Source organism: Streptomyces sp. NPDC058773, from assembly GCF_042746015.1.
In the GTDB taxonomy this organism is placed as follows: domain Bacteria; phylum Actinomycetota; class Actinomycetes; order Streptomycetales; family Streptomycetaceae; genus Streptomyces.
The window spans coordinates 1-22,391 of record NZ_JBHYPE010000074.1 but is presented as its reverse complement, the minus strand read 5'-3'; the positions used below and the strand labels follow the sequence as shown (position 1 = coordinate 22,391).

General features: G+C 71.3%; 19 protein-coding genes and 1 pseudogene. 6 read left to right on the top strand and 14 right to left on the bottom strand.

Translation table 11 applies throughout. The features are described from left to right. Nucleotides 1-138: 138 nt before the first annotated feature. Nucleotides 139-1,833: a DUF885 domain-containing protein gene (locus tag ACFW5B_RS34095; protein ID WP_386448592.1), complete on the top strand. Its 1,695-nt coding sequence runs from the start codon at nucleotides 139-141 to the stop codon at nucleotides 1,831-1,833. Between the two features lie 79 nt (nucleotides 1,834-1,912). Continuing rightward, nucleotides 1,913-3,340, top strand: coding sequence for a GNAT family N-acetyltransferase (locus ACFW5B_RS34090; protein WP_386448589.1), 1,428 nt, complete (start codon nucleotides 1,913-1,915; stop codon nucleotides 3,338-3,340). A 236-nt stretch (nucleotides 3,341-3,576) separates the two neighbouring features. On the opposite strand, the gene ACFW5B_RS34085 is transcribed toward ACFW5B_RS34090, so the two are convergent. The 4 genes and pseudogenes from ACFW5B_RS34085 to ACFW5B_RS34070 all read right to left on the bottom strand — a co-directional run bounded on the left by ACFW5B_RS34085 (nucleotide 3,577) and on the right by ACFW5B_RS34070 (nucleotide 9,754). After that, on the bottom strand, nucleotides 3,577-6,861 hold the full coding sequence (locus tag ACFW5B_RS34085; protein WP_386448586.1) for an AAA family ATPase: 3,285 nt from the start codon (nucleotides 6,859-6,861) through the stop codon (nucleotides 3,577-3,579). After that, on the bottom strand, nucleotides 6,858-8,024 hold the full coding sequence (locus ACFW5B_RS34080; protein WP_386448583.1) for an exonuclease SbcCD subunit D: 1,167 nt from the start codon (nucleotides 8,022-8,024) through the stop codon (nucleotides 6,858-6,860). Before ACFW5B_RS34080 ends, ACFW5B_RS34085 begins: the two co-directional genes overlap by 4 nt. A gap of 121 nt (nucleotides 8,025-8,145) precedes the next feature. Next, a pseudogene (locus ACFW5B_RS34075) lies at nucleotides 8,146-8,843 on the bottom strand (hypothetical protein); the annotation flags it as partial. Nucleotides 8,844-9,127: 284 nt separating this feature from the next. Further along, a complete protein-coding gene (locus tag ACFW5B_RS34070; RefSeq protein ID WP_386448580.1) occupies nucleotides 9,128-9,754 on the bottom strand; it encodes a YigZ family protein in 627 nt (208 codons plus the stop codon). A gap of 263 nt (nucleotides 9,755-10,017) precedes the next feature. Between ACFW5B_RS34070 and ACFW5B_RS34065 the strand changes: the two genes are divergently transcribed. Beyond that, the gene (locus tag ACFW5B_RS34065; RefSeq protein ID WP_386448577.1) at nucleotides 10,018-10,797 is read left to right on the top strand and encodes a type VII secretion system-associated protein; all 780 of its coding nucleotides are present in this window, start codon (nucleotides 10,018-10,020) and stop codon (nucleotides 10,795-10,797) included. 172 nt (nucleotides 10,798-10,969) lie between these two features. Beyond that, nucleotides 10,970-11,377 carry a CoA-binding protein gene (locus tag ACFW5B_RS34060; protein WP_386448574.1) on the top strand — a complete coding sequence of 136 codons (408 nt, stop codon included), beginning with the start codon at nucleotides 10,970-10,972 and terminating at the stop codon, nucleotides 11,375-11,377. A gap of 123 nt (nucleotides 11,378-11,500) precedes the next feature. Here the strand turns inward: ACFW5B_RS34060 and ACFW5B_RS34055 are convergent, their stop codons facing one another. Together ACFW5B_RS34055 and ACFW5B_RS34050 are read right to left on the bottom strand one after the other, a co-directional pair. Next, nucleotides 11,501-12,058 carry a YbaK/EbsC family protein gene (locus ACFW5B_RS34055; protein WP_386448571.1) on the bottom strand — a complete coding sequence of 186 codons (558 nt, stop codon included), beginning with the start codon at nucleotides 12,056-12,058 and terminating at the stop codon, nucleotides 11,501-11,503. 123 nt (nucleotides 12,059-12,181) lie between these two features. Further along, nucleotides 12,182-12,754, bottom strand: coding sequence for a helix-turn-helix domain-containing protein (locus ACFW5B_RS34050; protein ID WP_386448568.1), 573 nt, complete (start codon nucleotides 12,752-12,754; stop codon nucleotides 12,182-12,184). Between the two features lie 105 nt (nucleotides 12,755-12,859). On the opposite strand from ACFW5B_RS34050, the gene ACFW5B_RS34045 reads away from it, so the two are divergent. Then, a complete protein-coding gene (locus tag ACFW5B_RS34045) occupies nucleotides 12,860-13,729 on the top strand; it encodes an EamA family transporter (RefSeq protein ID WP_386448565.1) in 870 nt (289 codons plus the stop codon). A gap of 42 nt (nucleotides 13,730-13,771) precedes the next feature. On the opposite strand, the gene ACFW5B_RS34040 is transcribed toward ACFW5B_RS34045, so the two are convergent. Continuing rightward, entirely contained in the window at nucleotides 13,772-14,560 is a 789-nt protein-coding gene (locus ACFW5B_RS34040) for an acyltransferase (RefSeq protein ID WP_386448562.1), read from the bottom strand. A 135-nt stretch (nucleotides 14,561-14,695) separates the two neighbouring features. On the opposite strand from ACFW5B_RS34040, the gene ACFW5B_RS34035 reads away from it, so the two are divergent. After that, nucleotides 14,696-15,235 (top strand): gamma carbonic anhydrase family protein, encoded by a 540-nt coding sequence (locus ACFW5B_RS34035; protein ID WP_386448559.1) that lies wholly within the window; start codon nucleotides 14,696-14,698, stop codon nucleotides 15,233-15,235. A gap of 74 nt (nucleotides 15,236-15,309) precedes the next feature. Here the strand turns inward: ACFW5B_RS34035 and ACFW5B_RS34030 are convergent, their stop codons facing one another. From ACFW5B_RS34030 to ACFW5B_RS34000, 7 genes are all read right to left on the bottom strand, one after another. Continuing rightward, the gene (locus ACFW5B_RS34030) at nucleotides 15,310-16,068 is read right to left on the bottom strand and encodes an enoyl-CoA hydratase/isomerase family protein (protein ID WP_386448557.1); all 759 of its coding nucleotides are present in this window, start codon (nucleotides 16,066-16,068) and stop codon (nucleotides 15,310-15,312) included. Nucleotides 16,069-16,117: 49 nt separating this feature from the next. Beyond that, nucleotides 16,118-17,074: a cytochrome P450 gene (locus ACFW5B_RS34025; RefSeq protein WP_386448554.1), complete on the bottom strand. Its 957-nt coding sequence runs from the start codon at nucleotides 17,072-17,074 to the stop codon at nucleotides 16,118-16,120. Between the two features lie 399 nt (nucleotides 17,075-17,473). Next, nucleotides 17,474-18,832: a cytochrome P450 gene (locus tag ACFW5B_RS34020; protein WP_386448551.1), complete on the bottom strand. Its 1,359-nt coding sequence runs from the start codon at nucleotides 18,830-18,832 to the stop codon at nucleotides 17,474-17,476. A gap of 10 nt (nucleotides 18,833-18,842) precedes the next feature. After that, the gene (locus ACFW5B_RS34015; RefSeq protein ID WP_386448549.1) at nucleotides 18,843-19,433 is read right to left on the bottom strand and encodes an ATP/GTP-binding protein; all 591 of its coding nucleotides are present in this window, start codon (nucleotides 19,431-19,433) and stop codon (nucleotides 18,843-18,845) included. Next, on the bottom strand, nucleotides 19,408-19,788 hold the full coding sequence (locus ACFW5B_RS34010; RefSeq protein WP_386448546.1) for a DUF742 domain-containing protein: 381 nt from the start codon (nucleotides 19,786-19,788) through the stop codon (nucleotides 19,408-19,410). The genes ACFW5B_RS34015 and ACFW5B_RS34010 overlap by 26 nt, the downstream gene beginning before the upstream one ends. Beyond that, entirely contained in the window at nucleotides 19,785-20,198 is a 414-nt protein-coding gene (locus ACFW5B_RS34005) for a roadblock/LC7 domain-containing protein (RefSeq protein ID WP_386448545.1), read from the bottom strand. The genes ACFW5B_RS34010 and ACFW5B_RS34005 overlap by 4 nt, the downstream gene beginning before the upstream one ends. Next, nucleotides 20,195-21,427 carry an ATP-binding protein gene (locus ACFW5B_RS34000; protein WP_386448542.1) on the bottom strand — a complete coding sequence of 411 codons (1,233 nt, stop codon included), beginning with the start codon at nucleotides 21,425-21,427 and terminating at the stop codon, nucleotides 20,195-20,197. The genes ACFW5B_RS34005 and ACFW5B_RS34000 overlap by 4 nt, the downstream gene beginning before the upstream one ends. Between the last annotated feature and the right edge of the window lie 964 nt (nucleotides 21,428-22,391).

The following is a 22,391-nucleotide window of genomic DNA, read 5'->3' as shown; positions in this document are numbered from 1 at the left end:
CGACCGGCCGGGCAGGGGACGCCCGGCCGGCCGCGGCAGCACGCAAGGGCGCCACGACAGGCAATGGCGTCGTAAAGCGACAGGAACGTACCGCCTTTTGATGGTGACGCGGCGCATGATCCGTACGAGGATGGCGGTATGTCCAACACCACTACTTCCGGGGGCGGCCCGCTGCCCCGCGAGGTCGCCGACGCTTATGTCGACGCCCTCGTCGACCTGGACCCGATCACCGGCACCTTCCTCGGAATCGCCGAGAGTTCCGGCAAGCTCCCCGACTTCTCCCCGACCGGCCAGGAAGCGGTGGCCCAGCTCGCGCGAACGACGCTGGAGAAGCTCACCGAGGCCGAGGCCCGGCCGGGCGCGGACAGCGCCGCCGAGCAGATCTGCGCCCGGCTGCTGCGGGAGCGGCTGACCGCCGAGCTGGCGGTCCACGAGGCGGGCGAGGGCCTGCGCACGGTCAGCAACCTCAGCTCGCCGCTGCACCACGTCCGTGAGGTGTTCACGGTCACCCCCGCCGAGACCGACGAGGACTGGACGGCGATCGCCAGCCGGCTGCGGGCCGTGCCCGCCGCGCTGGAGGGCTACCGCGCCGCCCTCGACGCCGGCCGCAAGCGGAAGCTGCCGGCCGGACCGCTCCAGGTGCGCACCGTCATCGGCCAGTTGGGCGAGTGGATCGGGACGGACCGCAGCTGGTTCGCCGAGTTCACCGACCCGGGCCCGGACGCCCTGCGCGCCGAGCTGACCGAGGCCGCCGAGGTGGCGACCGGCGCCCTGGTGGAGCTGCGCGACTGGTTCCGTGACACCTACGCCCCCGCCATCGAGGGTGCCCCGGACGTGGTGGGCCGGGAGCGCTACACCCGCCTCGCCCGCTACTTCAACGGCGCCGACCTGGACGCCGACGAGGCGTATGCGTACGGCTGGTCCGAGTTCCACCGGCTGCTGGCCGAGATGGAGGCCGAGGCCGAGAAGGTGCTGCCCGGCGCGAAGACCCCGTGGGAGGCGCTGGCCTGGTGCGATGAGCACGGCGAGGCCGTCGAGGGCGTCGAGGAGACCCGCCAGTGGCTCCAGTCGCTCATGGACGAGGCCATCGACGCGCTCGACGGCACCCACTTCGAGCTGGCGGAGCGGGTGCGCCGGGTCGAATCGCGGATCGCCCCGCCCGGTGGCGCCGCCGCCCCGTATTACACCCAGCCGTCGCTGGACTTCTCCCGGCCGGGCCGCACCTGGCTGCCGACGATGGGGGAGACCCGTTTCCCGGCGTACGACCTGGTCTCCACCTGGTACCACGAGGGGGTGCCCGGCCATCACCTCCAGCTGGCGCAGTGGGCCCATGTCGCCGACACCCTCTCGCGGTACCAGACGACGGTGGGCATCGTCAGCGCCAACGCCGAGGGCTGGGCGCTGTACGCCGAGCGGCTCATGGACGAACTGGGCTTCCTGACCAACGCGGAACGGCGGCTGGGCTACCTGGACGCGCAGATGATGCGCGCGGTCCGGGTCATCATCGACATCGGGATGCATCTGGAGCTGGAGATCCCCGCGGACTCGCCCTTCCACCCGGGCGAACGCTGGACACCGCAGCTGGCACACGAGTTCTTCGCGCAGCACAGCAGCCGTCCGGCCGACTTCGTCGAGAGCGAGATCACCCGCTACCAGGGCATGGCCGGCCAGGCGATCGGCTACAAGCTCGGGGAACGGGTCTGGCTGCAGGGCCGGGAGGCGGCCCGCGCCCGGCACGGCGCGGACTTCGACCTCAAGGCCTGGCACATGGCCGCGCTGTCGCAGGGTTCGCTGGGCCTGGACGATCTGCTGAGCGAGCTGTCGGCGCTCTGACCGGCCCCTTGGGGGCGGCGGCCGGCCCGGGCAGCAATGCTGTTGTGGCCGGCCGCCGCCGTCCGTAAGGTCCGCTGACATGACCGTGGCTCCCGCGGCGGACCGGCCGCTCCTTCTGTTCCCCGGCGACCCGCTGCGTCCCCGGCGTACGGATCCGCACTTCACGGCCGAGGCCGCCGCGGCGCGGTCGGCCGGCGCCACGACCGCGGTACTGGACCACGAGGCACTGCTCGCCGGGCACGCCGAAGAGGCGGTGGCCCGCGTCCCGCACGATGCCGGACCGGTCTGGTACCGCGGCTGGATGCTCCCTGCCGGCCACTACGCCGAGCTGGACCGGGCGCTCACCGCGCGCGGCGGCCGGCTGCTGACCTCTCCCGGGGCGTATCGCACCGCCCATGAACTCCCCGGCTGGTACGACACCTTCCGGGCCCTCACCCCGCAGAGCGTCTGGCTCCCCTGCGCCCCCGGCCGGACCCCGGGCCGGGCGGCACTGGCCCGGCTCGCCGCCCGGCTCGACGGACCGGACGGCCCTCGCCCGCTGATCGTCAAGGACTGGGTCAAGTCCCGTAAGCACGAATGGGACGAGGCCGCCTATGTGCCGGACACCCGGGACACCGACCGGCTGTCTTCGGTCGTCGCCCGCTTCGTCGCCCTCCAGGAGGAGTTCCTCACCGGCGGCGTGGTGCTGCGCACCTTCGAGGAGTACGCGGCGGTGGGCGAGGCGCGGGTGTGGTGGGTGGACGGTGAGCCGGTGCTGACCGGCCCGCACCCCGACACCCCGGAGCTGCGCCCGGTCCCCGACCTGTCGCAAGTGGCGCCCATCGTACGCAAGTTGGGGCCGCGCTTCGTCACCACGGACCTGGCGCTGCGCGCCGATGGCGTCTGGCGGGTGGTGGAGGTCGGCGACGGCCAGGTCAGCGGCCTGCCCGCGGGAACCGACCACCGGCCGCTGTTCGAGGCGCTGGTCACCGCGGGCGCCGGCTATCCGCTGACCCTCACGGCGGGCCGGGTGGCGCTGCGCGCCCTGCTGCCGGCCACCGCCGCGCGGGTCGCGGACGGCGAACCCGCCGGTTTCGACTGGATCGACGGCGCCCCGCCCGAGACCACCTCCGGCGGCGCCGGTATCGCGGTACGGGCCGCGGCGGCGGGCCACTACAGGCCCGGCTGGGGCGTCTTCGTCCTCACCGACGCCGAGGCCGGTACGGCGCTGGGCAGCATCGGCTTCCACGGCCCACCGGACGCCGACGGCTTCGTGGAGATCGGCTACGACCTGTCCCCCTCCGCGCGCGGCGCCGGCTGGGCGACCGACGCCGCGCGACTGCTGACCGACTGGGCCACGGCCCGGCCCGAGGTACGGACGGTGTGCGCCCTGACCGAGCCGGAGAACGTCCCGTCACAGCGGGTCCTGAAGCGAGCCGGCTTCCGGTTCGCCGGAGAGCGGGAGGGGCTGCGGGCGTATGAGAGGGGCGAGGCGGGGGCTGTTGGGGCTGTCGGAGGCCGTCGGTGAGCCGTGGGGGGCGGGGCGCAGGGCCCGGACCGGAACACAGGCCGGCAGGCCCCGGCCCGCAACGCAGCACCGGAGCGCGAGGCCAAGGCGCCGCACCGCCGGGCCCCCTCAAACACCCCCACAGCGCTTCCCCCCGCCCCCTCCCCCCGCCCCCTCCCCCCGCCTCCCCCCTTCGGGGGGAGGGGGCGGGGGTGGGTTCGGGGGTGGGAGGGGGGAGGCGCAGAAGCCTTGCCCACTCACCCCCGTACCCGATGCCGGACCCTCGACCCCGACCGGTCCTTGACGACCTCCAGTTGTGCGGGGATGCGCGCCTTGAGGTCGGCTACATGGCTGACGATGCCGACGCTGCGGTCCCGTTCGCGTAGCGAGTCCAGTACGTCCAGCACCTCGTCCAGGGTCTGTTCGTCCAGGCTGCCGAACCCCTCGTCGATGAAGAGGGTGTCCAGGCGCGTGCCGCCCGCCTCGTCGGTGACGACATCGGCGAGGCCGAGCGCCAGCGCGAGCGAGGCGAAGAAGGTCTCGCCGCCGGAGAGGCTGGAGGTGTCCCGCTCATGGCCGGTCCAGGCGTCGATGACATGCAGCCCCAGGCCGGAACGCCGGGCGCCGCCGGCCCGTTCGTCGGAGTGGACGAGGGTGTAGCGGCCGGCCGACATCCGGTGCAGCCGGGCGCTGGCGGCGGCCGCGACCTGTTCGAGCCGGGCGGCGAGCACGTACGACTCCAGACGCATCCGCCGCTCGTTCTCGCTGGACGTCCCGGCGGCGAGCGCGGCGAGGCGGGCGATGCGGTCGTAAGAGGTGCGCAGCGGGGCCAGCGCGCGGGCGTCGGCCTCGGCGCGGGCGGAGAGCCGGTCGAGTTCGGTGCAGCGGTCCCGGGCCGCGGCATGGGTGGCCGAGGCGGTGCGCAGCCGTGCGGTCGCTGCCTGGTGCGCGGACTGCGCGGCGGCCGGGTCGGCGGGCGGCAGCGCCGCCGCGGCCGCGGTCTCCGGATCGGCCAACTCGGCCTCCACGGCGGCGGATTCGGCCTGCCACTCATCGAGCCGTCGCTGCAGCGCCCGCCATTCTTCGTCCCGCAGCAGCGCCTCCGCGGCGGCCTGCGGGGTGTCGAATCCGGCGCGGTAGGCGGCGTCGGACAGCCCGGCGTCGGCCTCCTTGAGCCGCTGGGCGCAGGTGCCGGCCGTATGGGACGCCTCCGCCGCCGCGGCCAGCAGCGTCACCTGCCGCTCCAGCCGGGCGGCCCGGTCGGCGACGCTGGGGCAGTCTCCGCGCGCCCGGGTCAGCTCCTCTTCCAGGGCCGCCCGTTCGCGGTCCAGCGCCTCCCTGTGGGAGGTACGGGCCGCGGCCCGGCGCTCGGCCTGCTGCTGCTCGGCGCGGCGCCGTTCGTATTCCCGTTCGGCCCGTCCGAGCGCCTCCCGGGCGGCATGGAGGTCGGCGCCCCCGTCACGGGCGCGGGCGAACTCGGTACGCAACTCCTCCACCATCGCAGCCAGTTCACCGGCCGGCGCGTCCCCGGCCGTGGCGGCAGCGGCGGCCAGCGCCTCCTTGGCCGACTGGCAGCGGGCCTCCGCCTGCCCCCGGGCCTCGTCGGCCTGCCGGTGCGCCGCCAGCGCGGCCTCCTCGGCATGCCGGTCGACGTGGCCCGCACCGGCACGGGCCGGCCGGGGGTGCTCGGTCGCGCCGCACACCGCGCAGGCCAGGCCGTCACGGAGGCCGTCGGCGAGCTCCGCGGCGATCCCCCGCAGCCGGCGGTCCTTGAGGTCGAGCCAGTGCTCGTGGGCCATCGCGGACCGCTCCCTGGCGGCGAGCAGCTCCGCTTCCGCCGACCGCACCTCACCGCCGAGCCGGTCGCGGCGACGGGCCGCTTCCCAGCGCTCGGCGGCCGGTTCGATACGGGCACCGAGCTGTTCGGCCCGGGTGGCGGCCTCCTGTGCCCTCTCGATGCGCTGCTGGTGGGCGCGCTGGCCGTCGTCCCATGCGGCGAGCCACTCGGCGGCGTCCAGCAGCGTCTGCTCGTCGGCGCGCGCCTCGCGGTCGAGTACGGCCCGCTCCCGGCCTAGGTCGGCGGCCCGCCGCTCGGCCCGCCGCGCCGCACCGAGCGATCCCAGATCCTCCCGCAGCTCCCTTTCCAGCGCGGCGAGTTGCTCGCTCTCCGCGTCGGCCAGATCCGGCGGCAGCGGGTCCCGGTGCTGTCGCTCGGCGCGCTGTGCGGCGTCCAGCTCGCGCCAGGCGGCGTCGCGCAGGGCGAGCGCGGGCGCGACCTCCGCGGCCGCACGGGCCCGTTCCAGCCGGTTGCGGGTGCGCTCGCGCTCCTCGGCGTGGGCTTCGAGCCGGGCGGCCCGGCGCCGGGCGTCCGCGTACCGCTGCTGGAGCCGGTCACGTTCCCGGGCCGCCTCCCAGCGCCCGGCAGCCGCCCCCTCGGCGGCCTCGGCGGCGTGCAGCGCGGCACCGGCGACGGTCAGCCGCTCCCGTGCGCTCACCCGGGCGACCGCCGCCCTGACCAGCACCGCATCCGCAAATCCCGGCTCACCGGGGCCCGGTGCGGCCGGTTCTTCCGCACCACCGGTACGGGCCGTCGCGGACCGCCCACCCGGCTCTGCCGCCCCGGCCTGCCCCGGCACGGTCGCCCGCTTCGTGGCCGTCGCCGACGCCCGCCCGCGCCCGCCGGCCGCCGCGACACGTCCACGCGCCGGTGCGCCCTGCCGTTCCGTCCCGGTCGCGGCCGGCGCCGGAACCGACGGATCGTTCACATCGGCACTCTCCCCGGCCGCCTGCGCCATCCGGTGTGCCAGCGCCAGCAGTTGTTCGTCGCCCGCCGTGACGGTGTCCGCGGCCGCCTTGCGCCGCGCGCTCAACTGCTCCTCGAGCGCGGCGAACCGCCGGGTGTCGAAGAGCCGCCCCAGCAGCCGGGCACGGGCCTCCGCATCGGCCCGCAGAAAGCGCGCGAAGTCGCCCTGCGGCAACAGCACCACCTGGCAGAACTGCTCCTTGCTCATACCGAGCAGCTGGCCGATCTCCTCACCGATCTCCTGGTGCGAACGGCTCAGCGCCTTCCAGTGACCGCCCCCCTCCGGCCCACCGGAGCCGTCCGGCCCGTCGCCGCCACGCAGCCCGTCCCCGGCCACCGGCCCCCCGGCCCCGGCCTCCGCCCCGTCCCCACCCGGCACGAACTCCCGCAGTCGGCTCTGTGCCTTCTCCCTCGTGGTGCCACTGCCCCGCTTCTTGGGGCGCGGCTGCTCGGGCAGCCGGGTGATCTCCAACCGCCGCTCTCCCACGGTCAGTTCGAGGACGACCTCGGTGAGCGTCAGCGGGTCCGCCAGATCGCTGCGCAGCGCCTGGCCACTCTGCCGCGCCCCGGGAACCGACCCGTACAACGCAAAGCACACCGCGTCCAGGACCGACGTCTTGCCCGCACCCGTCGGACCGTGCAGCAGGAAGAGGCCGTCCCGCGTCAGCCGGTCGAAGTCAATGATCTGGGTTCCGCCGAACGGCCCGAAGGCGGTGACGGAGAGCCGGTGCAGCCTCAACGCGCCACCTCGGCCGCCATGTCGTCGACGCGTACCTCGTCGATCGCCGAGCGCAGTTCGGCCCGCTCCTGCTCATCGGCCGCGCGGCCGGACCGTACGTGTTCCACGAAGTCCTCGGCGATCTCCTGGTCGCTGCGTCCGCGCAGCCGCTGTGCGTACGACGCCAGTGAGCGGGTGGGCCCGTCCTCGGGGTCGAAGACCAGGCTGACGAGGTGCGGGAAGCGCTTGGCCAGCCGGGCCATGGGCTCATGCGGACGGGCGGTGTCGGTGAGCGTCGCCTCGACCCAGGAGTCCTCGTGCCGGGCCGCTTCGGGGTCGTCCAGCAGCTCCTCCAGCCGTCCGCGGAGACGGGCCAGCGGCCGCGGCACCGGGCAGTCCACCCGCTCCGCGTGCACCGCACCGTCCGCGTCGAGGTCGACGATCCAGGACGACTTGCGGTGCTCGGCCTCGGAGAAGGAGTAGGCGAGCGGAGATCCGGAGTAACGCACCCGCTCGGTCAGGCTCTGGCAGCCGTGCAGATGCCCGAGCGCGGCATAGTCCACCCCGTCGAACACGGCCACCGGGACCGAGGCCACCCCGCCCACGGTGATATCGCGTTCGCTGTCGCTGACCGCGCCCCCGGTGACAAAGGCATGCGCCAGCACCACGGACCGCGTCCCCGCGGGCCGGCCGGCGAGATCGGCCCGCACCCGGTCCATGGCCGCGCCGAGCACCTCCGCATGGTCGGCACGCCGCGCCCCGAGGGTGTCGCGGACCATGGCCGGTTCCAGATACGGCAGACCGTAGAACGCCACCGGTCCATGGGCGTCGTCGATCAGTACGGGGGTACCACAGCCGGCCGGGTCGGTACGGAGATGGATGCCGGCCCGCTCCATCAGTCCGGCGCCGACGCCCAGCCGGCGGGCCGAGTCATGGTTGCCGGAGATCATCACTGTCGGGACACCGAGACCGGCGAGCCGGTGCAGGGCCTCGTCGAACAGCTCTACGGCGGCGAGCGGCGGCACCGCACGGTCGTAGACATCGCCCGCGACCAGCACTGCGTCGATCTCCCTGGCGCGCACGGTCTCGACGAGGTGATCGAGGAACGCGCGCTGCGCGGAGAGCAGATTCACCCGGTGAAAGGACCGCCCCAGATGCCAGTCGGAGGTGTGCAGAAACCTCACCCAGCCACTCCGACCTGCATTTGTCCCCTCCGAGAGCCCACGAACCAACACCACCCGACACGGCCCGGCAACCGGCCCCCACCACAGCGACCGCTGCCCGCGCCCTGTCCTTTTGCGGGCCTCATTCTTGCATCCGGGGACGGGGCGGTTGTCCGCAGTTGTCACATCCGGTGTGTGGCGATAGAGACCTCAGCCGGGCCCCGCGGCCCCCACCGCCCCGGCCCCTCGCCCCGGCCCGTCGCCCCTCTCCCCCGGCCCGCCCTGCGTCCCGATCGGAGTCCCCTTCGGCGGTCCGCAGATACTCCTCCGTGATCCGCTTCGGTCCGAACGGCCACTCCTTCTCGTGGCGGGCCCACACCAGGAAGGCCACGACGCCCGCCCCGACCCATGCCAGCGACCATTCGAGGGGATGTCTGCCGGGCGCATTGCGGTCCGCGCAGCCGTAGATGACCAGCCAGCCGAGGAGCGCCACGATGCTCGGCAGGGGATGGAGCCAGATCCGGTACGGGCGGGGCAGTGCCGGCTGACGGCGGCGCAGCACGGTCACCGCGGCGACCTGGGCCAGTGCCTGCACGATCACCATGACGGTGGTCAGCAGCTGGATGACGGTGGCCAGGTCGGTGTGCCGTCCCAGGAGGAAGCCCGCGGCCGTCACGGTCCCCATGGTGAGCAGGCCCAGTACGGGGAACCGGTGGCGCGGGTGGAGGGTGCCGTACGGGCGATGGTGTTGTAGCCGAGGTAGTCGTAGATGCCGATGGTCAGCCCGGCCGCGAAGCCGGTCCAGAAGTGGCTTGTCGTCAGCTCGAAGGCGTGCGCGGGGTCCGGCCGCCATCAGCGGGATCGTCACGAAGGGACCGACGCCGCACATCTGGCTCATATTGATGGCGGTGGCCTGGAACAAGCCGATGCGCCGGACGAATCCCACCCGCTCATCGAGGAGTTCAGGCATGTGGCAGCCCTTCTCGCGCCGGGGCGCGCACCGGTCAGCGGCCCGTTTCAGCGGCCCGTCGTCACCGCGTCACAGGCTGACATGACCGGCACGCAGGCACACCGGCGCGGACCGGACATTCCGCTGCGGTCGGCCCGGGCGCCGGGGCCGGCCCTCAGAGGTCCCCGTAGGCCTCGCCGCCGAGCTCCAGCCGCGCCGTGCCGGCGGTGGTGTCCGCGAGCCAGGCGCGAAAGGCGTCCAGCTCGGCCTCCGGCAGCCCGACCTCGATGCGTACCTCCGCTCCGTACGTCACCTCGCGCACGGCTCGCCCTGTGGTGCGCAGATCGTTCTCCACCCGGCCCGCCCGCTGGTGGTCGACGGTGACCGTCACCAGCCGGAAACGCTGGCGGGTGACCGTGCCCAGCGCGTCGAGTGCCTCGCCGACCACGCCTCCGTACGCGCGGATCAGGCCGCCCGCACCGAGTTTGACGCCGCCGAAGTAGCGGGTGACGACGGCGACGACATAGCGGACCTCGCGGCGCACCAGCATCTGCAGCATCGGGACGCCCGCGGTACCGCCGGGCTCACCGTCGTCGCTCGCCTTCTGGATGCCCCCGTCGGCGCCCAGCACATAGGCGAAGCAGTGATGGCGGGCGGTGGGGTGCTCCTTGCGGATGCGCGCGATGAAGTCCTGGGCCTCGGCCTCGGTCGCGACGGGCGCGAGCGCACAGAGGAAGCGGGACTTGTTGATCTCGATCTCGTGGACACCCTCGCGCGCGAGCGTGCGGTACTGCTCCTGCATCGGACCAGCCTATGCGGCCCCGGTGAGCGCCGGACAGCGGCCGGTGCCGGTGGCCCGCGCCGCGCTGAGGTGTCCGCCGTAAGGGCGCTGGGGTCCGCCGTCCGGGCGCAGTGCGCACGGCCACGCGGCGTACCCGCCCCGTCCGCACGGTGCGTCGGGGAGACGTCCGCGCTGCCCGTGGGCACTGTGAGGCCAGTGCGAGAGCCTCGTGTTTCCGGGGCCCCGCTCGTACAGGTAGGAACGGCGGGTTTGCGGAGGGCTGCATGGAAGAGAGCACACAGCAGGCGATGACGGCGGGCGTTCCCGTGACGGGTGAGGAGATGCCCGAGCCCCCGCCAGAGGTCATCGAGGCGGCACGCGAGGCGCCCGACCACTGGCTGGCCATGGTGGATCTGACCTGGCAGGGAGAGGGACCGCCACCGCTCTGGGCGCTGATCGGCCAGTGGCGGTCGGGTCCGACGGGCGAGATCGAGGAGTGGCGGGACAATCCGGAGTACCGGCCGTCGCCCCAGATGCTGGACTGGGCGGAGCCGACGGACGCGGTCGACTGCGCTCTGCAGCTCGCCGCGACCGGCTACGGGCCCGGGCAGGACGTCTCCGACGCACTGGCGCGTGCGGAGGTCTCCGTACTGGTGACCGCTACCGGTTCGCCGCTGGCCGCGGCCTCCCCCGAGGGCACCCCGGTGATCCCCGTCTACACCTCGCAGAGCTATCTGGAGTCGGTGGGCCGGCTGCTGTACGACCGCCGGCCGGTGGCCGAACTCGTCGAGCAGCTGCCGCCGGGACATGCCCTGTACCTCAACCCGACCGGGCCGGTGAGCATGCTGGTGGACACCGAGGAGCTGCGCGCGGCGCTGGCCGGGGTGTCCGGGACGGAGGCGCGGGAGGCCGCCCCGGTGGCGCCGCGTCCGGGGACCGGGGCCGGCGGGACCGAGCCGGTCGGCAGCGGCCGGGCGATCGGCAAGCCCGCTCGCACCGCGAAGGGCAGCACGGTGGTCGGGGCCGGGATGGCCGGCAGCGGAGTGGCCCGCGGCGCCAACTGAGCCACCACACAGAAGACCCGCCCCGCCCGTCTTCCCCTTCGGGCGGGGCGTCTGCTGTGCGGCGCTGACCTGCTGCCGTCACCCTGCGGAGTGGTCGTCCTCCGCGACGGGAATCTCCGGGTCCCACCGTCCGTTGAGCGGCACAAGACCCTTCCGAGGCAGGAGGCAGTGCGTGTACGGCGACCCCAGTACGATCCGCAGGATTCTGACCGAGCTCGGCGACACCTGGGCCGTGTTGGGCCTGTCCAGCAACGAGCAGCGCGCGGCGCACGGCGTCGCGGAGGTTCTGCAGCGCTACGGCAAGCGGATCGTGCCGGTGCACCCGAAGGCCGAGCGCGTCCATGGCGAGCAGGGGTACCCCTCGCTCTCCGCGATCCCCTTCCCGGTCGACGTGGTCGATGTCTTCGTCAACAGCGAGCTGGCCGGCCCGGTCGCCGATGAGGCGGTGTCGGTCGGGGCGAAGGCGGTCTGGTTCCAGCTCGGCGTGGTCGACGAGGCGGCCTGGCACCGGGTGCACGACTCCGGGCTCGACATGGTGATGGACCGATGCCCGGCCATCGAGATACCGCGTCTGGGCTGAGCCACGGGGGCTTGCGGTCCGGGCGCGCGGGTGCCGCGGGCCGCCCTTCCGCGAGCCGTGGCCTTCCGTGAACGGCGGAGACGGCCGGGCCGCGCCGGGTGAAGGCCACGGCGAACGAAGCGCCTAGACGATCCCCAGCCCCTCCAGGACCGTTGCGCCCGGCAGTTCGGCCAGCGCCTTGCCGGGCACGATGAGTTTGCCGCGGCGGCTGCCGCTGCCGATCAGGGCGTACGGGGTATCGGCGACGGCGGAGTCCACCAGCAGCGGCCAGTGGTCGGGCAGGCCGACCGGGGTGATTCCGCCGTACTCCATCCCGCTCTCGCCGACCGCCGTGTCCATCGGTGCGAACGACGCCTTGCGGGCGCCCAGTTGACGTCGCACGATCCCGTTCACGTCGACGCGGGTGTGCGAGAGGACGACGCAGGCGGCCAGGGTCGTCTCACCGCCGCGCCTGCCGGCCACCACCACACAGTTCGCCGACTGCTCCAGAAGCCAGGGGCCGTAATGCTCGACGAGCAGTGCGGTGTCCGCGATCTCCGGATCGGTGTCGACATGACGCAGCTCCTCGACGGGCACGGAGCCGCGCCAGTCCCGGACCGCGGCGGCCACCGGCTCGGGCAGCAGGTCCAGGCGCTCGACGGCGGGCCGGACATCGTCGAAGGCATCCATCGGCACGGGCATACCCGCCAAGCTAACAGCCCGGAGCTGCCGGGCCGTCTCGGCGGCCTGACAGTGGCCCGGCGGCGGCCCCCATCGGGCCGTCTCGGCAGGCCGTCCCGACGGCGGCCGCCCCACCGGCCCGCCTCAGCGGACCGGCGGGATGATCACCGACATGGTCATCTCGACCGGTTCGGTGCCGTCGTTGCGGTAGCCGTGCGCGACCTTGGCCTCGAAGGTCGCCGAGGCACCGGCGGGCACCTCGTGCTCCGTGCCGTCCACGACCAGCGTCAGGGTGCCGGAGCGGACATGCAGCAGTTCGACGGTGCCGGGCGGATGCGGATCGGAGCTGCTGTGGTCGCCCGGCATCAGCCGCCAGTCCCACAGTTCGTACGGTCCGGGCGCCTCGGCTCCGACGAGGAGCGTGGTGGAGCTGCCCGCTTCGGTGGACCAGAGCCGGACCGCCTCCGACGGGCCCACGATGCGTACCTGCGGGCCCTGTTCGTAGTCGAGGAGCGTGGTGATGCTGACGCCGAGCGCGTCGGCGATCTTGACAGTGGTCCCCACGCTCGGGTTCGTACGGGCCTGCTCGATCTGGATGATCATGCCGCGGCTGACACCGGCGCGGGCCGCCAGCGCATCGAGGGTGAAGCCGCGCTCGGCCCGCCAATGCTTGAGATTGCGGGCGAGCGACTGCGTGAGCTGGTCGAGATCCGTCACGGTCCGTCCAAGTCGAGGCCAATATATTCGATACCCCAGTACAGTCTGCTGCACTACGGTGTGGTGTACTTCAGCGTCCGGTTCACTGTACTGCGAGGTTTCACCATGACAGCGGTCTTCGCCCTGGCCACCAGCCTTCTGTGGGGGCTCGCCGACTTCGGCGGCGGACTGCTCACCCGACGGCTGCAGGCGCTGACCGTGGTGGTGGTCTCGCAGGCGCTGGCCGCCGTTGTACTGGGCGCCATCGTGCTGGCCACCGGCGGTTGGCGGGAGGCCGGACCGCAGCTGTGGTTCGCGGTCGCCGCGGGTGTCGTGGGGCCCGTCGCCCTGCTCTGCTTCTACCGTGCCCTGGCGCTCGGCCCGATGGGCGTGGTCTCCCCGCTCGCCTCGTTCGGCACCGTGCTGGTGCCGCTCGGCGTCGGGCTCGTGGCGGGCGAACGGCCGGGAACGCTCCAGGTCACCGGCATGCTGGTGGCGGTGGTCGGCGTCGTGCTGGCCGGCGGCCCGCGGTTCGGCGGCGCCTCCGTGGCCGGCCGGACGATTGCGCTGACGCTGATCTCGGCGCTCGGCTTCGGCACGGTGATGGCGCTGATCTCGGAGGCGTCGACGACCGTGACCGGGCTCTTCCTCGCCCTGTTCGTGCAGCGGCTGTGCAATGTCGCCGTCGGCGGCGCCGCGCTGTACGCCTCGATGCGGCGCGGCACCCCGGCCCTGCCCGAGGGCGGACTCCCGGCCCTCCGGGACGCCCTGCCCGCACTCGCCTTCGTCGGCATCGCCGATGTCGCCGCGAACGGCACCTACGCCCTCGCCGCGCAGAGCGGTCCGGTCACCATCGCCGCGGTGCTCGCCTCCCTCTACCCGGTCGTCACCACGCTCGCCGCGCTCGGCGTCCTCAAGGAGCGGCTGCGGGCGGTCCAGACGGCCGGCGCCTCCCTCGCGCTGGTCGGCTCGGCCCTGCTCGCCTCAGGCGGCTGACCGCGATGGGCCGGCCGCGGTCCCGCCGCGCCTGACGCCGGCTCAGGACGCCTCGTACGCCTCTCCGGTCCGCTCCGCCGCTCCGGTCCGCTCCGCCTCCCAGGACTCCAGCGCGACCAGCTGCTCCGGGGTGACGCCCTCGGGGATCGGCACCGGAGCCGGGGTGCGCAGCGGCGGCTGCCAGCCCTGCCGGGCGTCCCAGCGGCGGACGATCCTCGCGGGCGCCCCGGCGACCACCGCATGGTCGGGGACCTCCCCTCGGACCACGGCACCGGCCGCAACCACCACATTCCGGCCCAGCCGCGCCCCGGGCAGGATCACCGCGCCGGTTCCGATCCAGCCGCCGGGGCCGATGGTGACCGGCTCGCTGCGCGGCCACTGCTTGCCGACCGGCACCTCGGGGTCGTCGTAACTGTGGTTGGTGGTGGTGACGTAGACACCGGGGCCGAAGAAGCAGTCATCGCCGATCGTCAGCCGGACATCCGCGATCACATGGCTTCCGCGGCCCAGCACGACACCGTTGCCCAGCGTCAGGATCGGCTCCGGGCCGAGGTCGAGGTCCGGCATCATGCCCGCCGTCATCGTCACGTCCTGGGCGATGATGCAGTGGTCGCCCAGCTCGATCCACGGGTCGCCGAAGACCGTGCCCTGTGGGAAGGCGAGCCGGGTGCCGGTGCCGATCCGGCGGAAGCGGTACGGGCCCGGACGGTCGGCCGTCACGGCCGCGGTCTCGCGCACCCAGCGCACCCCGCGGTGGACGGTGCGCGCCACGGCCCGGCGCCGCCAGGCCGCGAAAGACGAGAACACGTTCTGGTTTATCGGCACCCGCACACCGTACTCAGCCCGCGGCCGCCCGGCCGCGCCGCGGGCTGTGATCTTCGCCCCACCGGCGGCGGGCCCCGCCCGGTGCCGCCCCCGTCGTCTACGGTGCTGCTGGCGCGGCGCAGAACGGTGAGGAGATCCAGGATGACGGCACGGGCACTGATTTCACCGGTGGGCGGAAAGGAGCCGAAGGTCGATCAGAAGGCATTCACCGCCCCGACGTCCGTCGTGCTCGGCGAGGTCACCATGGGGCCGGGAGCCAGCGTCTGGTACCACACGGTGCTGCGGGCGGACTGCGGTCCGATCGTGCTCGGCGCCGACAGCAACGTCCAGGACAACTGCACGGTGCATGTCGATCCCGGCTTCCCGGTGACCGTCGGCAAGCGGGTCTCGGTCGGGCACAACGCGGTGCTGCACGGCTGCACCGTCGAGGACGACGTCCTGATCGGGATGGGCGCCACGGTGCTGAACGGCGCACACATCGGCGCGGGCTCGCTGATCGCCGCACAGGCACTGGTCCCCCAGGGCATGCAGGTCCCGCCCGGCTCGCTGGTCGCCGGGGTACCGGCGAAGATCAAGCGCGAGCTGACCGATGAGGAGCGCGAGAGCATCAAGCTCAATGCCGCCATGTATCTGGAGTTGGCGGGACAGCACCGGGAGGCCGTCACGACCGCCGGGGAGTGAGCCGGCCGGACTGAGCCGAGACCGACGGCCTGCGGCGCGGGAAGCCGGACGGGCCCCGCGCCGCAGGCCGCGGCTCAGCGCCGGGTGGTGGCGACGGTCAGCGCGGAGGACAGCAGCTCGGCGTCGAACAGGGTGGCGTCCGCCAGGCGGTTGGCGTTGGCGTACGAGTTCAGCATCAGCTTCGCGGTCCGCAGGGCCGAGGGGGAACGGCGGACCAGCGGCTTGATCCACCGCGTGACGGCGCTGTCGAGCTGCTCCTCCGGGACGACCTTGTGCAGGATGGACAGCTCCTGCGCGATGGTGGCGTCGAAGTTGTCGGCGGTCAGTATCAGCTCACGGATCTTCGCCGCACCGGCCTCGTGCAGCAGCCGCGGCATGATCCCGCCCCATGCGGGCGGTACTCCCAGCCCCAGTTCCGGCAGCCGGAAGCGGCAGGTGTCCGCACCGACCCGCAGATCGCAGAAGACCGCGAGCCCCACTCCGGCCCCGACCACCCCGCCGTGCAGCCGCGCGATGGTCACCGCGTCGGTGCTCGCCAGGGCGTCGCACACCCGTCGCGCCTTGTTCCCGAGCGCGCGCAGCCCCACTCCGCTGGGGTCCTCGGCGAGCAGGGCGGGGAACTCCGCCCGGTCACCGCCCAGACAGAAGTCCTCGCCCGCACCGGAGACGACCAGGACCCTGATGCTGGAATCGTCATCCAGTGCCCCCAGTACGGCCAGAAGCTCGTCGAGCATCTCGCCGCAGATGGCGTTTCCGGTCTCGGGGCTGTTCAACTGCACCGTGAGAACGGGCCCTTCCTGTGTCACGAGGAGGGACTTGAAGGCGTGCATCATGGGTTCCTTGTTTCGTTGTTCCACTGGCGGAAGACCGGGGCCGGGGATGTCAGACACGGACGACCGGCAGTGTGACCAGGCGGCGGAAGGCCACGCGGGGCTCCCAGACGGGCGGAGCGCTGATCCGCAGCCCGGGGAGCCGCTCGAGCAGCCCGGTGAGCAGGCACTCCGCCTCCATGCGGGCCAGTGCGTTGCCCAGGCAGTAGTGGATTCCCCCGCCGAAGCTGAGATGGGCCGCCCGGCGGCGGATGTCGAAGATCTCCGGGGCGGCATAGTGGTTCGGGTCGTGATGGGCCGCGCCGACCATGAGCTGCACCATCTCGTTCTTGCGGACGGTCACCCCGGCGAGTTCGGTGTCCTCGGGAGCCACCCGGCTGATCATGTGGATCGGCGCGTCGTAGCGGAGCGCCTCGTCGATCGCGTCCGGTATCTGCTCGGGGTGCACACGCAGCCAGTTCATCTGACGGGGGTGCTCCAGAAGCAGCCGGACCGCGCTGGAGAGCACGTGTGAGGTCGTCTCCAGCGCCGCCAGCACCATGAACAGCGCGAGGGCGTACACCGCCTCGTCGGCGGCCTCCCGGTCGGGCTCCTGTTCGTCCCAGATGCGCAGCCACGACGAGACGGGGTCATTCCCCGGCTTTCGCCTCCGCTCGCTCACCAACGCGGTGAAATACTCCCGCAATTGACGAGTGGATTCATCGGAAATCGTGAGCTGACTGGGTGTCGGGAACAATTCCTGGGTGTACACCTGGTCATGGGTGAGGGAACGCAGAAGGGAATAGTCAGCGGACGGTAGCTGCAGCCATTCGCCAATGGTGATCACCGGGAGTTCTTCGCTGACCAGGGCACAGAAATCGGCCGGTCCGTCCGCCAGTTCCGTTTCGAAACGGTCGAGCAGACGGGTGGTGGTCCGCTCGACCGAGGCTCTCATCCCGGCCAGCGAATTACGGTCGAAAACGTTGCCCAGCGAGCGCCGCACACGGGTGTGGTGCGGTGCGTTGAGCATCGGCAGAGTATCTCCCATCTGCCGTGATGCGGAGGCGTGCCACCGGTCCGCATCCACCTGGCGGGCCCGCCATTCACTGTCCGGGACCCGCCAGGATCTACTTCGCAAAAGCTGGTGGCACAGTCCGTACGAGGTCACCAAGTGGCCTCCCCAGGGCGCCGGAACAACATCCCCCATCGCCCTGAGTTTCGCGTACAACGGCAACGCATTCGACTGACCTTTGGCCGTGCGCAGACGGGAGAAAAGCGAAACCACACTGCGCCGGTCAACGGGAGCAGTGGCCAGAGCGGGCTGCAAGGCGATACCTTCTTTCAGAAGATCACTCGATAGTCGCCAGCCCTGCATACCCCTACGGCTGAACGTTCATGCGACAAACGAACATTCAAGCTGTAGTAAACATCACACCCGCCACCAGTTGAGGAATCCGCTCCACCAACTGCCCTTCTGAGGCTTGCTCTGCTGCTCCCTGGCCCGGGTGTCCCCACCCGGACCGCCCGCCGGCTGCGGGCCCCGCCGCTCGCTGCGGACCGGGGTGAAGCGGGCGGGCAGCGCGTTGAGCGCCCGGTGGAACGGACCGGGCCGCCAGGTCAGCGTGTCCGCCGGCACACCCAGCTCGATGTCGGGCAGCGTGTTCAGCAGCTTCTCGATCGCGCGTATGGATATCAGCAGCGCCGGGTCCTTCGCCGGACAGGCGTGCGGCCCGGCGCCCCAGGCCAGGTGGGCCCGCTTGCTGAAGGTCTGCCGGGTTGCGGAGAGGCTGGGGTCCGCGTTGGCCGCCGCGAAACTGACCAGCACCGGAGTACCGGCTGCCAGCTTGTTCCCGCCGAGTTCCACATCGTGCACCGGGTAGTGGGTGGCGTAGTTGGCGATCGGCGGGCTGTTCCACAGCACCTCGTTGATCGCGTCCTCGACCAGGACGTCGCCGCCCTGCTGGCCGCCGGCGAACTGCTCGTCGGACAGCAGCAGCCGCAGGGCGTTCGCGATGAGGTTCTGCACCGGCTCGGTGCCGGCCCCGATGAGCAGCGCGAGCTGATGGACCATCTCCTCGTCCGTCAGCCGCGACGAGTGCTGCATCAGCCAGGAGGTGATGTCCTCCCCTGGCACCCTGCGCTTCAGGGTGACCAGCTCGAACAGGGCACCCGCCATGACCTCGTTGGCCCGATCCGCGTCGATCCCGTCGAAGAGGTTGGAGATGGCGCTGATCAGCCGGTCGCCGATCTCCGCCGGACAGCCGAAGAGATCGTTGAAGACCAGCAGCGGCAGCAACTGCGCATAGTCGCTGATCAGATCGGCCTTGCCCCGGGAACTGAACTGATCGGTGAGGTACGCCGCGACGCGGTCGACATGCCTGCTCACCCGGTGCATGTCCAGACGCCCGAAGCTCTCCGTCACCGCCTGACGCAGCCGCAGGTGCTCCGCGCCGTCGGAGAACATGCTGTTCGGCCGGTACATCATCATCGGCAGCACGGGGCTGTCCAGCGGAACCCGCCCCTCGTTGAGCGCGCGCCAGCGGCGGGAGTCCCGCGCGAACGTGTCCGGGTTCTGGAGGACATGGAGCGCGGTGGCGTACTCCGTGACGAGTTCGGCCTCCACACCGGGAGCCAGCTCGACGGGCGCGCTGGGGCCGTACTGCCGCAGCATGTCGTAAAAGGCATCCGGTGCGGCGGCGAACTCCGGCCCGTGGAGGGGCGCCCTTTCACCGCCGGCGTGCGCCGGGCAGCCGGGCGGTGGGCTCTGGAATTCCGAGTGAGATTGCATGCCTGAACTCCTAGTTGAGGCGGGACTGGAGATATCGGACGAGTGCGATCAGCGAATCGGCCGAGGAACGTTGGTCCCGTGCGTCACAGTTGACGACTGGTGTCTCGGGAAGCAGATCCAGCGCCTCCCGGATCTCGTCGAGCGAGTGCGCGGGCGTCCCGTCGAAGCGGTTCACGGCGATGGCGTAGGGGATTCCGTAGTGTTCCACCAGGTCCATGACAGGGAACGACTCATCGAGCCGCTGGGGGTCGACGAGGACCAGCGCCCCCAGCGCACCTCGTGTCATGTCTTCCCACACCTGAACGAAGCGCTGCTGGCCGGGCGTTCCGAACAGATAGAGGACCAGCTGCTCGCTGAGCGTGAGCCGGCCGAAGTCCATGGCGACGGTGGTCGTGGTCTTGTTGGGCGCACCTTTCGGGTCGTCAATTCCCGCGCCCGCCTGCGTCATGATCTCTTCGGTCCGCAGCGGCGGAATCTCGGACATGGTGCCGATGAATGTCGTCTTTCCCACGGCGAAGTGTCCGACCACGAGGATCTTCGCCGCGGTCTGCACTGAATTGCGCAGGTACACGCCGTCATCCAAAGCGAGCTTGGAGCCCATTCAGCACCTCCTCCAGAATTTGCCGGTCGACAAGCTGAGCGCTAGGTATGGGCGCACGAGAGAAGAGAAATCCCTCCTGCGCGAGATCGGACACCAGAATCTTGACGACACCCACCGGAAGCCGGGTGTGCCCGGCTATCTCGGCGATCGAGAGGAAGCCCCCCGAACACAGCTCCAGCAGACGGAGCTTCTCCGGGTCGAGGGGTTTCGTACGGGGCGGTTCCGCGTGCACGGTGACCAGGGTGATCAGTGAGAATTCACTGCCGTCAAGAAGATCGCGGCCGTTGGTGATGACGTACGGCCGTACTAATTCCGCTGCTTCGTGTTCCAGCTCCGGCTCGTCGTCATGGGTCATGACTGGATATCAGCCCTCTCACGAGGCGGACTGGTCAGTGCCTTGCCGAGCTGCCCCACCAACTGCTGCATGCGGAAGGTGATCTCCGCCATGTCGACATCCGGCGACGCCGACACCGCGAGATAGGCGCCTTCGCCGGCCGAGATGAGAAAGACCCAGCCGTGGTCGAACTCGACAAGTGTCTGCCGCCATTGCGGCCGGTTTATCGGCGCACCACCGTGACAGAAGTCGGCAACCGTACGGCTCAGCGACTGCATTCCGCTCATGGCGGCGGCCACCGTATCGGCGTGATCCCGGCCGACATCCTTCGAACGGGCCATGAGCAGACCGTCGGCGGAGACGAGGATGGCATGCTGTGCTTCCGGCAATTCCAGAGCACTGTCAAGCATCCACGACAGATCGTAGTTCACTGAACCTCAGGCCCTTCATTGCTTGCATTGGTGTCACGGCGGCCGGACTGTGTGCCGCGCTGGAATGCGCCCATGACGGACGCCGCCCGTGCGCTGTCGCGGGCCGGGGTTTCCCTGGTCTCGGACTCGGTCGGCACGATGGATATCGCACCGCGGCGGCGCCGCTTCGGCAGGCCGCCGGCCGTCGTCTCGGAAACCGGGCGGGCGTCGGCCGGCTGCCCCAGAGGCGCCGGGCCGGGAGCCGGGGAACCGGCCGCCGGGTATCCGGGCGGGGGCGGAGCAGGCGCGTTATAGGCCGGGTGACCAGGAGGATTCTCGGGCGGCAACGGAGCGGACGCGGCCACGGCAGGACTCTCCTCGGGCTCGTGCAGAGACGTCAGTAGATCGTCGGGGAGCAGGACGACCGCGCGCACGCCACCGTAGGGAGAGGTGGTATCCACCGACACGCTGAACCCGTAGCGGGCGGCGAGCACACCCATGACGGTGAATCCGAACTGCGGCGGGTTACCGAGGCTGGAGACGCTGGCCGAATTCTCGCTCGACAGCAGCTGAGCGGCTCGCGCCTTCTCCTCCTCGTTCATACCGACACCGGCGTCGTCGACGATGATGCAGACGCCCTTGGGCACCGGCCGGATATTGATCTCGATCATCGTTTCCGGCGCCGAATAGCTGGTGGCGTTGTCCAGCAGTTCGGCGAGCACCAGGGCCACCGGTTCCACGGCGCGGCTCACGATGGCGAAATTACTCTGCGAGCGGATCTCGACGCGCGTGAAGTGGCGGATACGGCCCTTCGCGCTGCGGACCACATCGTAGAGCGACGCGTTGTGCCGACGTCGGCCGAGCCAGCCGTCACAGAGCACGGCGATGGACTGGGCCCGCCGCGCGAACTGCGAGTTCATGTGGTCGATGTCGAGCAGATCCTGAAGGATCTTGTGTTCGCCGTAGGTGTCCTGCAGCTTGGAAATCGCCAGCTGCTGTTCACTCGCCAGACCCTGCAGGGTCCGCATGGCGGCCTTCAGCGTGGTCTTGGTGGCCTCTTCGGCGCGGTCCTTCGCCTCTTCGACGGCCTCCGTGTAGTGATCTTCGAGATTGGCGTAGTGCTGCTTGAGCTCGGCCTTCTCCTTTTGAAGATCAGTGATCTTCCTTCTGCCGCGAATAATCGCGGTCGCAGCAACAGGGGTACCAGCGATCAATCCCCAGAACGCTGGATCCTGGAAGTATTGCGTCATAGGACTCTCTTCGGACGGCGGAGCCACCAGATGTCGAATGCCTGGCTGCGGCGTAGAGAATCATCCACGGCCCCAGACATACGTGTACGGCCGCGCACAGTCGCCTGCCAGAAAGCCATCGAAGTGCCGGCTAATGGCATAGTTCTCCCCAGGGTGGCGGTCTTCTTAGGCCAATGCGCGGAATTTCTTTTCTTGCCTTAGCAGGTGACTACCCGGTTGGCAAGTGCGATGATCTTAGCATCACCGCAACACCCGCCGTCCAACGGCGATCTCAACACTTGCGAGATCTGAAGCAGATTCAACAAAAGGCCAGTTTGCGGTCATTGGGCGCGATGCCAGTCCTGGCGCGCACCTGGTTCGCCCGCTTCCTGACGGACCGTTGACGCCGGCTCCTGTGTGATCGCGAACGCAACACGCAAAGCGGTCAGGGACGTTCAGCGGCGTGGGGCGCCATGGACATATGTGATCTCATCGCCGCGGACCCGGACGACCCGTACGGCCATGTCCCGGTCGGTACCCCGCAGATAGTGGGCGTGCAGTGGGTCCGGGCTGCCTCGACGGCCCGCAGACCCCGCGCGCAGTCGACCGAGCGCGGCCCCCTGATGACCGGAAGCGACAGATGGCCCGAGAGCGCGCGGGCGACCTCGGCGCCCGGAACGGCGTCGGACGCCCCGTGGACCTCGCTGTTCGCGCCCCGGTCCGTCAGCCACCGGCTGTCCGCCGTGAGGCCCCCTGCCGGCAGAGCCGTACTGGCCAGCGCCGGACCGACCGCTCGCAGTTTCCGCACAGTCCCGCTTCCGCAGGCACACCTCGGACACCGGCCGTGCCCATCGCGCCGGTTCACGGGCAATTCTTGCCGGGGCCCGGTTCCGGCAAGCAGAAGCCCCCCGTTATGTTCTTCGCGGTCCTGCAAGAGGGCCGCTGGCCTCCGGGCCCGGCATGACTGTCTCCCCCTGTCGAACCG

Excerpts from the sequence above, each read along its gene's own strand:
- ACFW5B_RS34095 (WP_386448592.1), top strand. The coding sequence starts at position 139 with ATGTCCAACACCACTACTTCCGGGGGCGGCCCGCTGCCCCGCGAGGTC.
- ACFW5B_RS34090 (WP_386448589.1), top strand. The coding sequence starts at position 1,913 with ATGACCGTGGCTCCCGCGGCGGACCGGCCGCTCCTTCTGTTCCCCGGC.
- ACFW5B_RS34070 (WP_386448580.1), bottom strand. The coding sequence starts at position 9,754 with ATGCAGGAGCAGTACCGCACGCTCGCGCGCGAGGGTGTCCACGAGATC.
- ACFW5B_RS34065 (WP_386448577.1), top strand. The coding sequence starts at position 10,018 with ATGGAAGAGAGCACACAGCAGGCGATGACGGCGGGCGTTCCCGTGACG.
- ACFW5B_RS34055 (WP_386448571.1), bottom strand. The coding sequence starts at position 12,058 with ATGCCCGTGCCGATGGATGCCTTCGACGATGTCCGGCCCGCCGTCGAG.
- ACFW5B_RS34045 (WP_386448565.1), top strand. The coding sequence starts at position 12,860 with ATGACAGCGGTCTTCGCCCTGGCCACCAGCCTTCTGTGGGGGCTCGCC.
- ACFW5B_RS34035 (WP_386448559.1), top strand. The coding sequence starts at position 14,696 with ATGACGGCACGGGCACTGATTTCACCGGTGGGCGGAAAGGAGCCGAAG.
- ACFW5B_RS34030 (WP_386448557.1), bottom strand. The coding sequence starts at position 16,068 with ATGATGCACGCCTTCAAGTCCCTCCTCGTGACACAGGAAGGGCCCGTT.
- ACFW5B_RS34025 (WP_386448554.1), bottom strand. The coding sequence starts at position 17,074 with ATGCTCAACGCACCGCACCACACCCGTGTGCGGCGCTCGCTGGGCAAC.
- ACFW5B_RS34020 (WP_386448551.1), bottom strand. The coding sequence starts at position 18,832 with ATGCAATCTCACTCGGAATTCCAGAGCCCACCGCCCGGCTGCCCGGCG.
- ACFW5B_RS34015 (WP_386448549.1), bottom strand. The coding sequence starts at position 19,433 with ATGGGCTCCAAGCTCGCTTTGGATGACGGCGTGTACCTGCGCAATTCA.
- ACFW5B_RS34010 (WP_386448546.1), bottom strand. The coding sequence starts at position 19,788 with ATGACCCATGACGACGAGCCGGAGCTGGAACACGAAGCAGCGGAATTA.
- ACFW5B_RS34000 (WP_386448542.1), bottom strand. The coding sequence starts at position 21,427 with ATGACGCAATACTTCCAGGATCCAGCGTTCTGGGGATTGATCGCTGGT.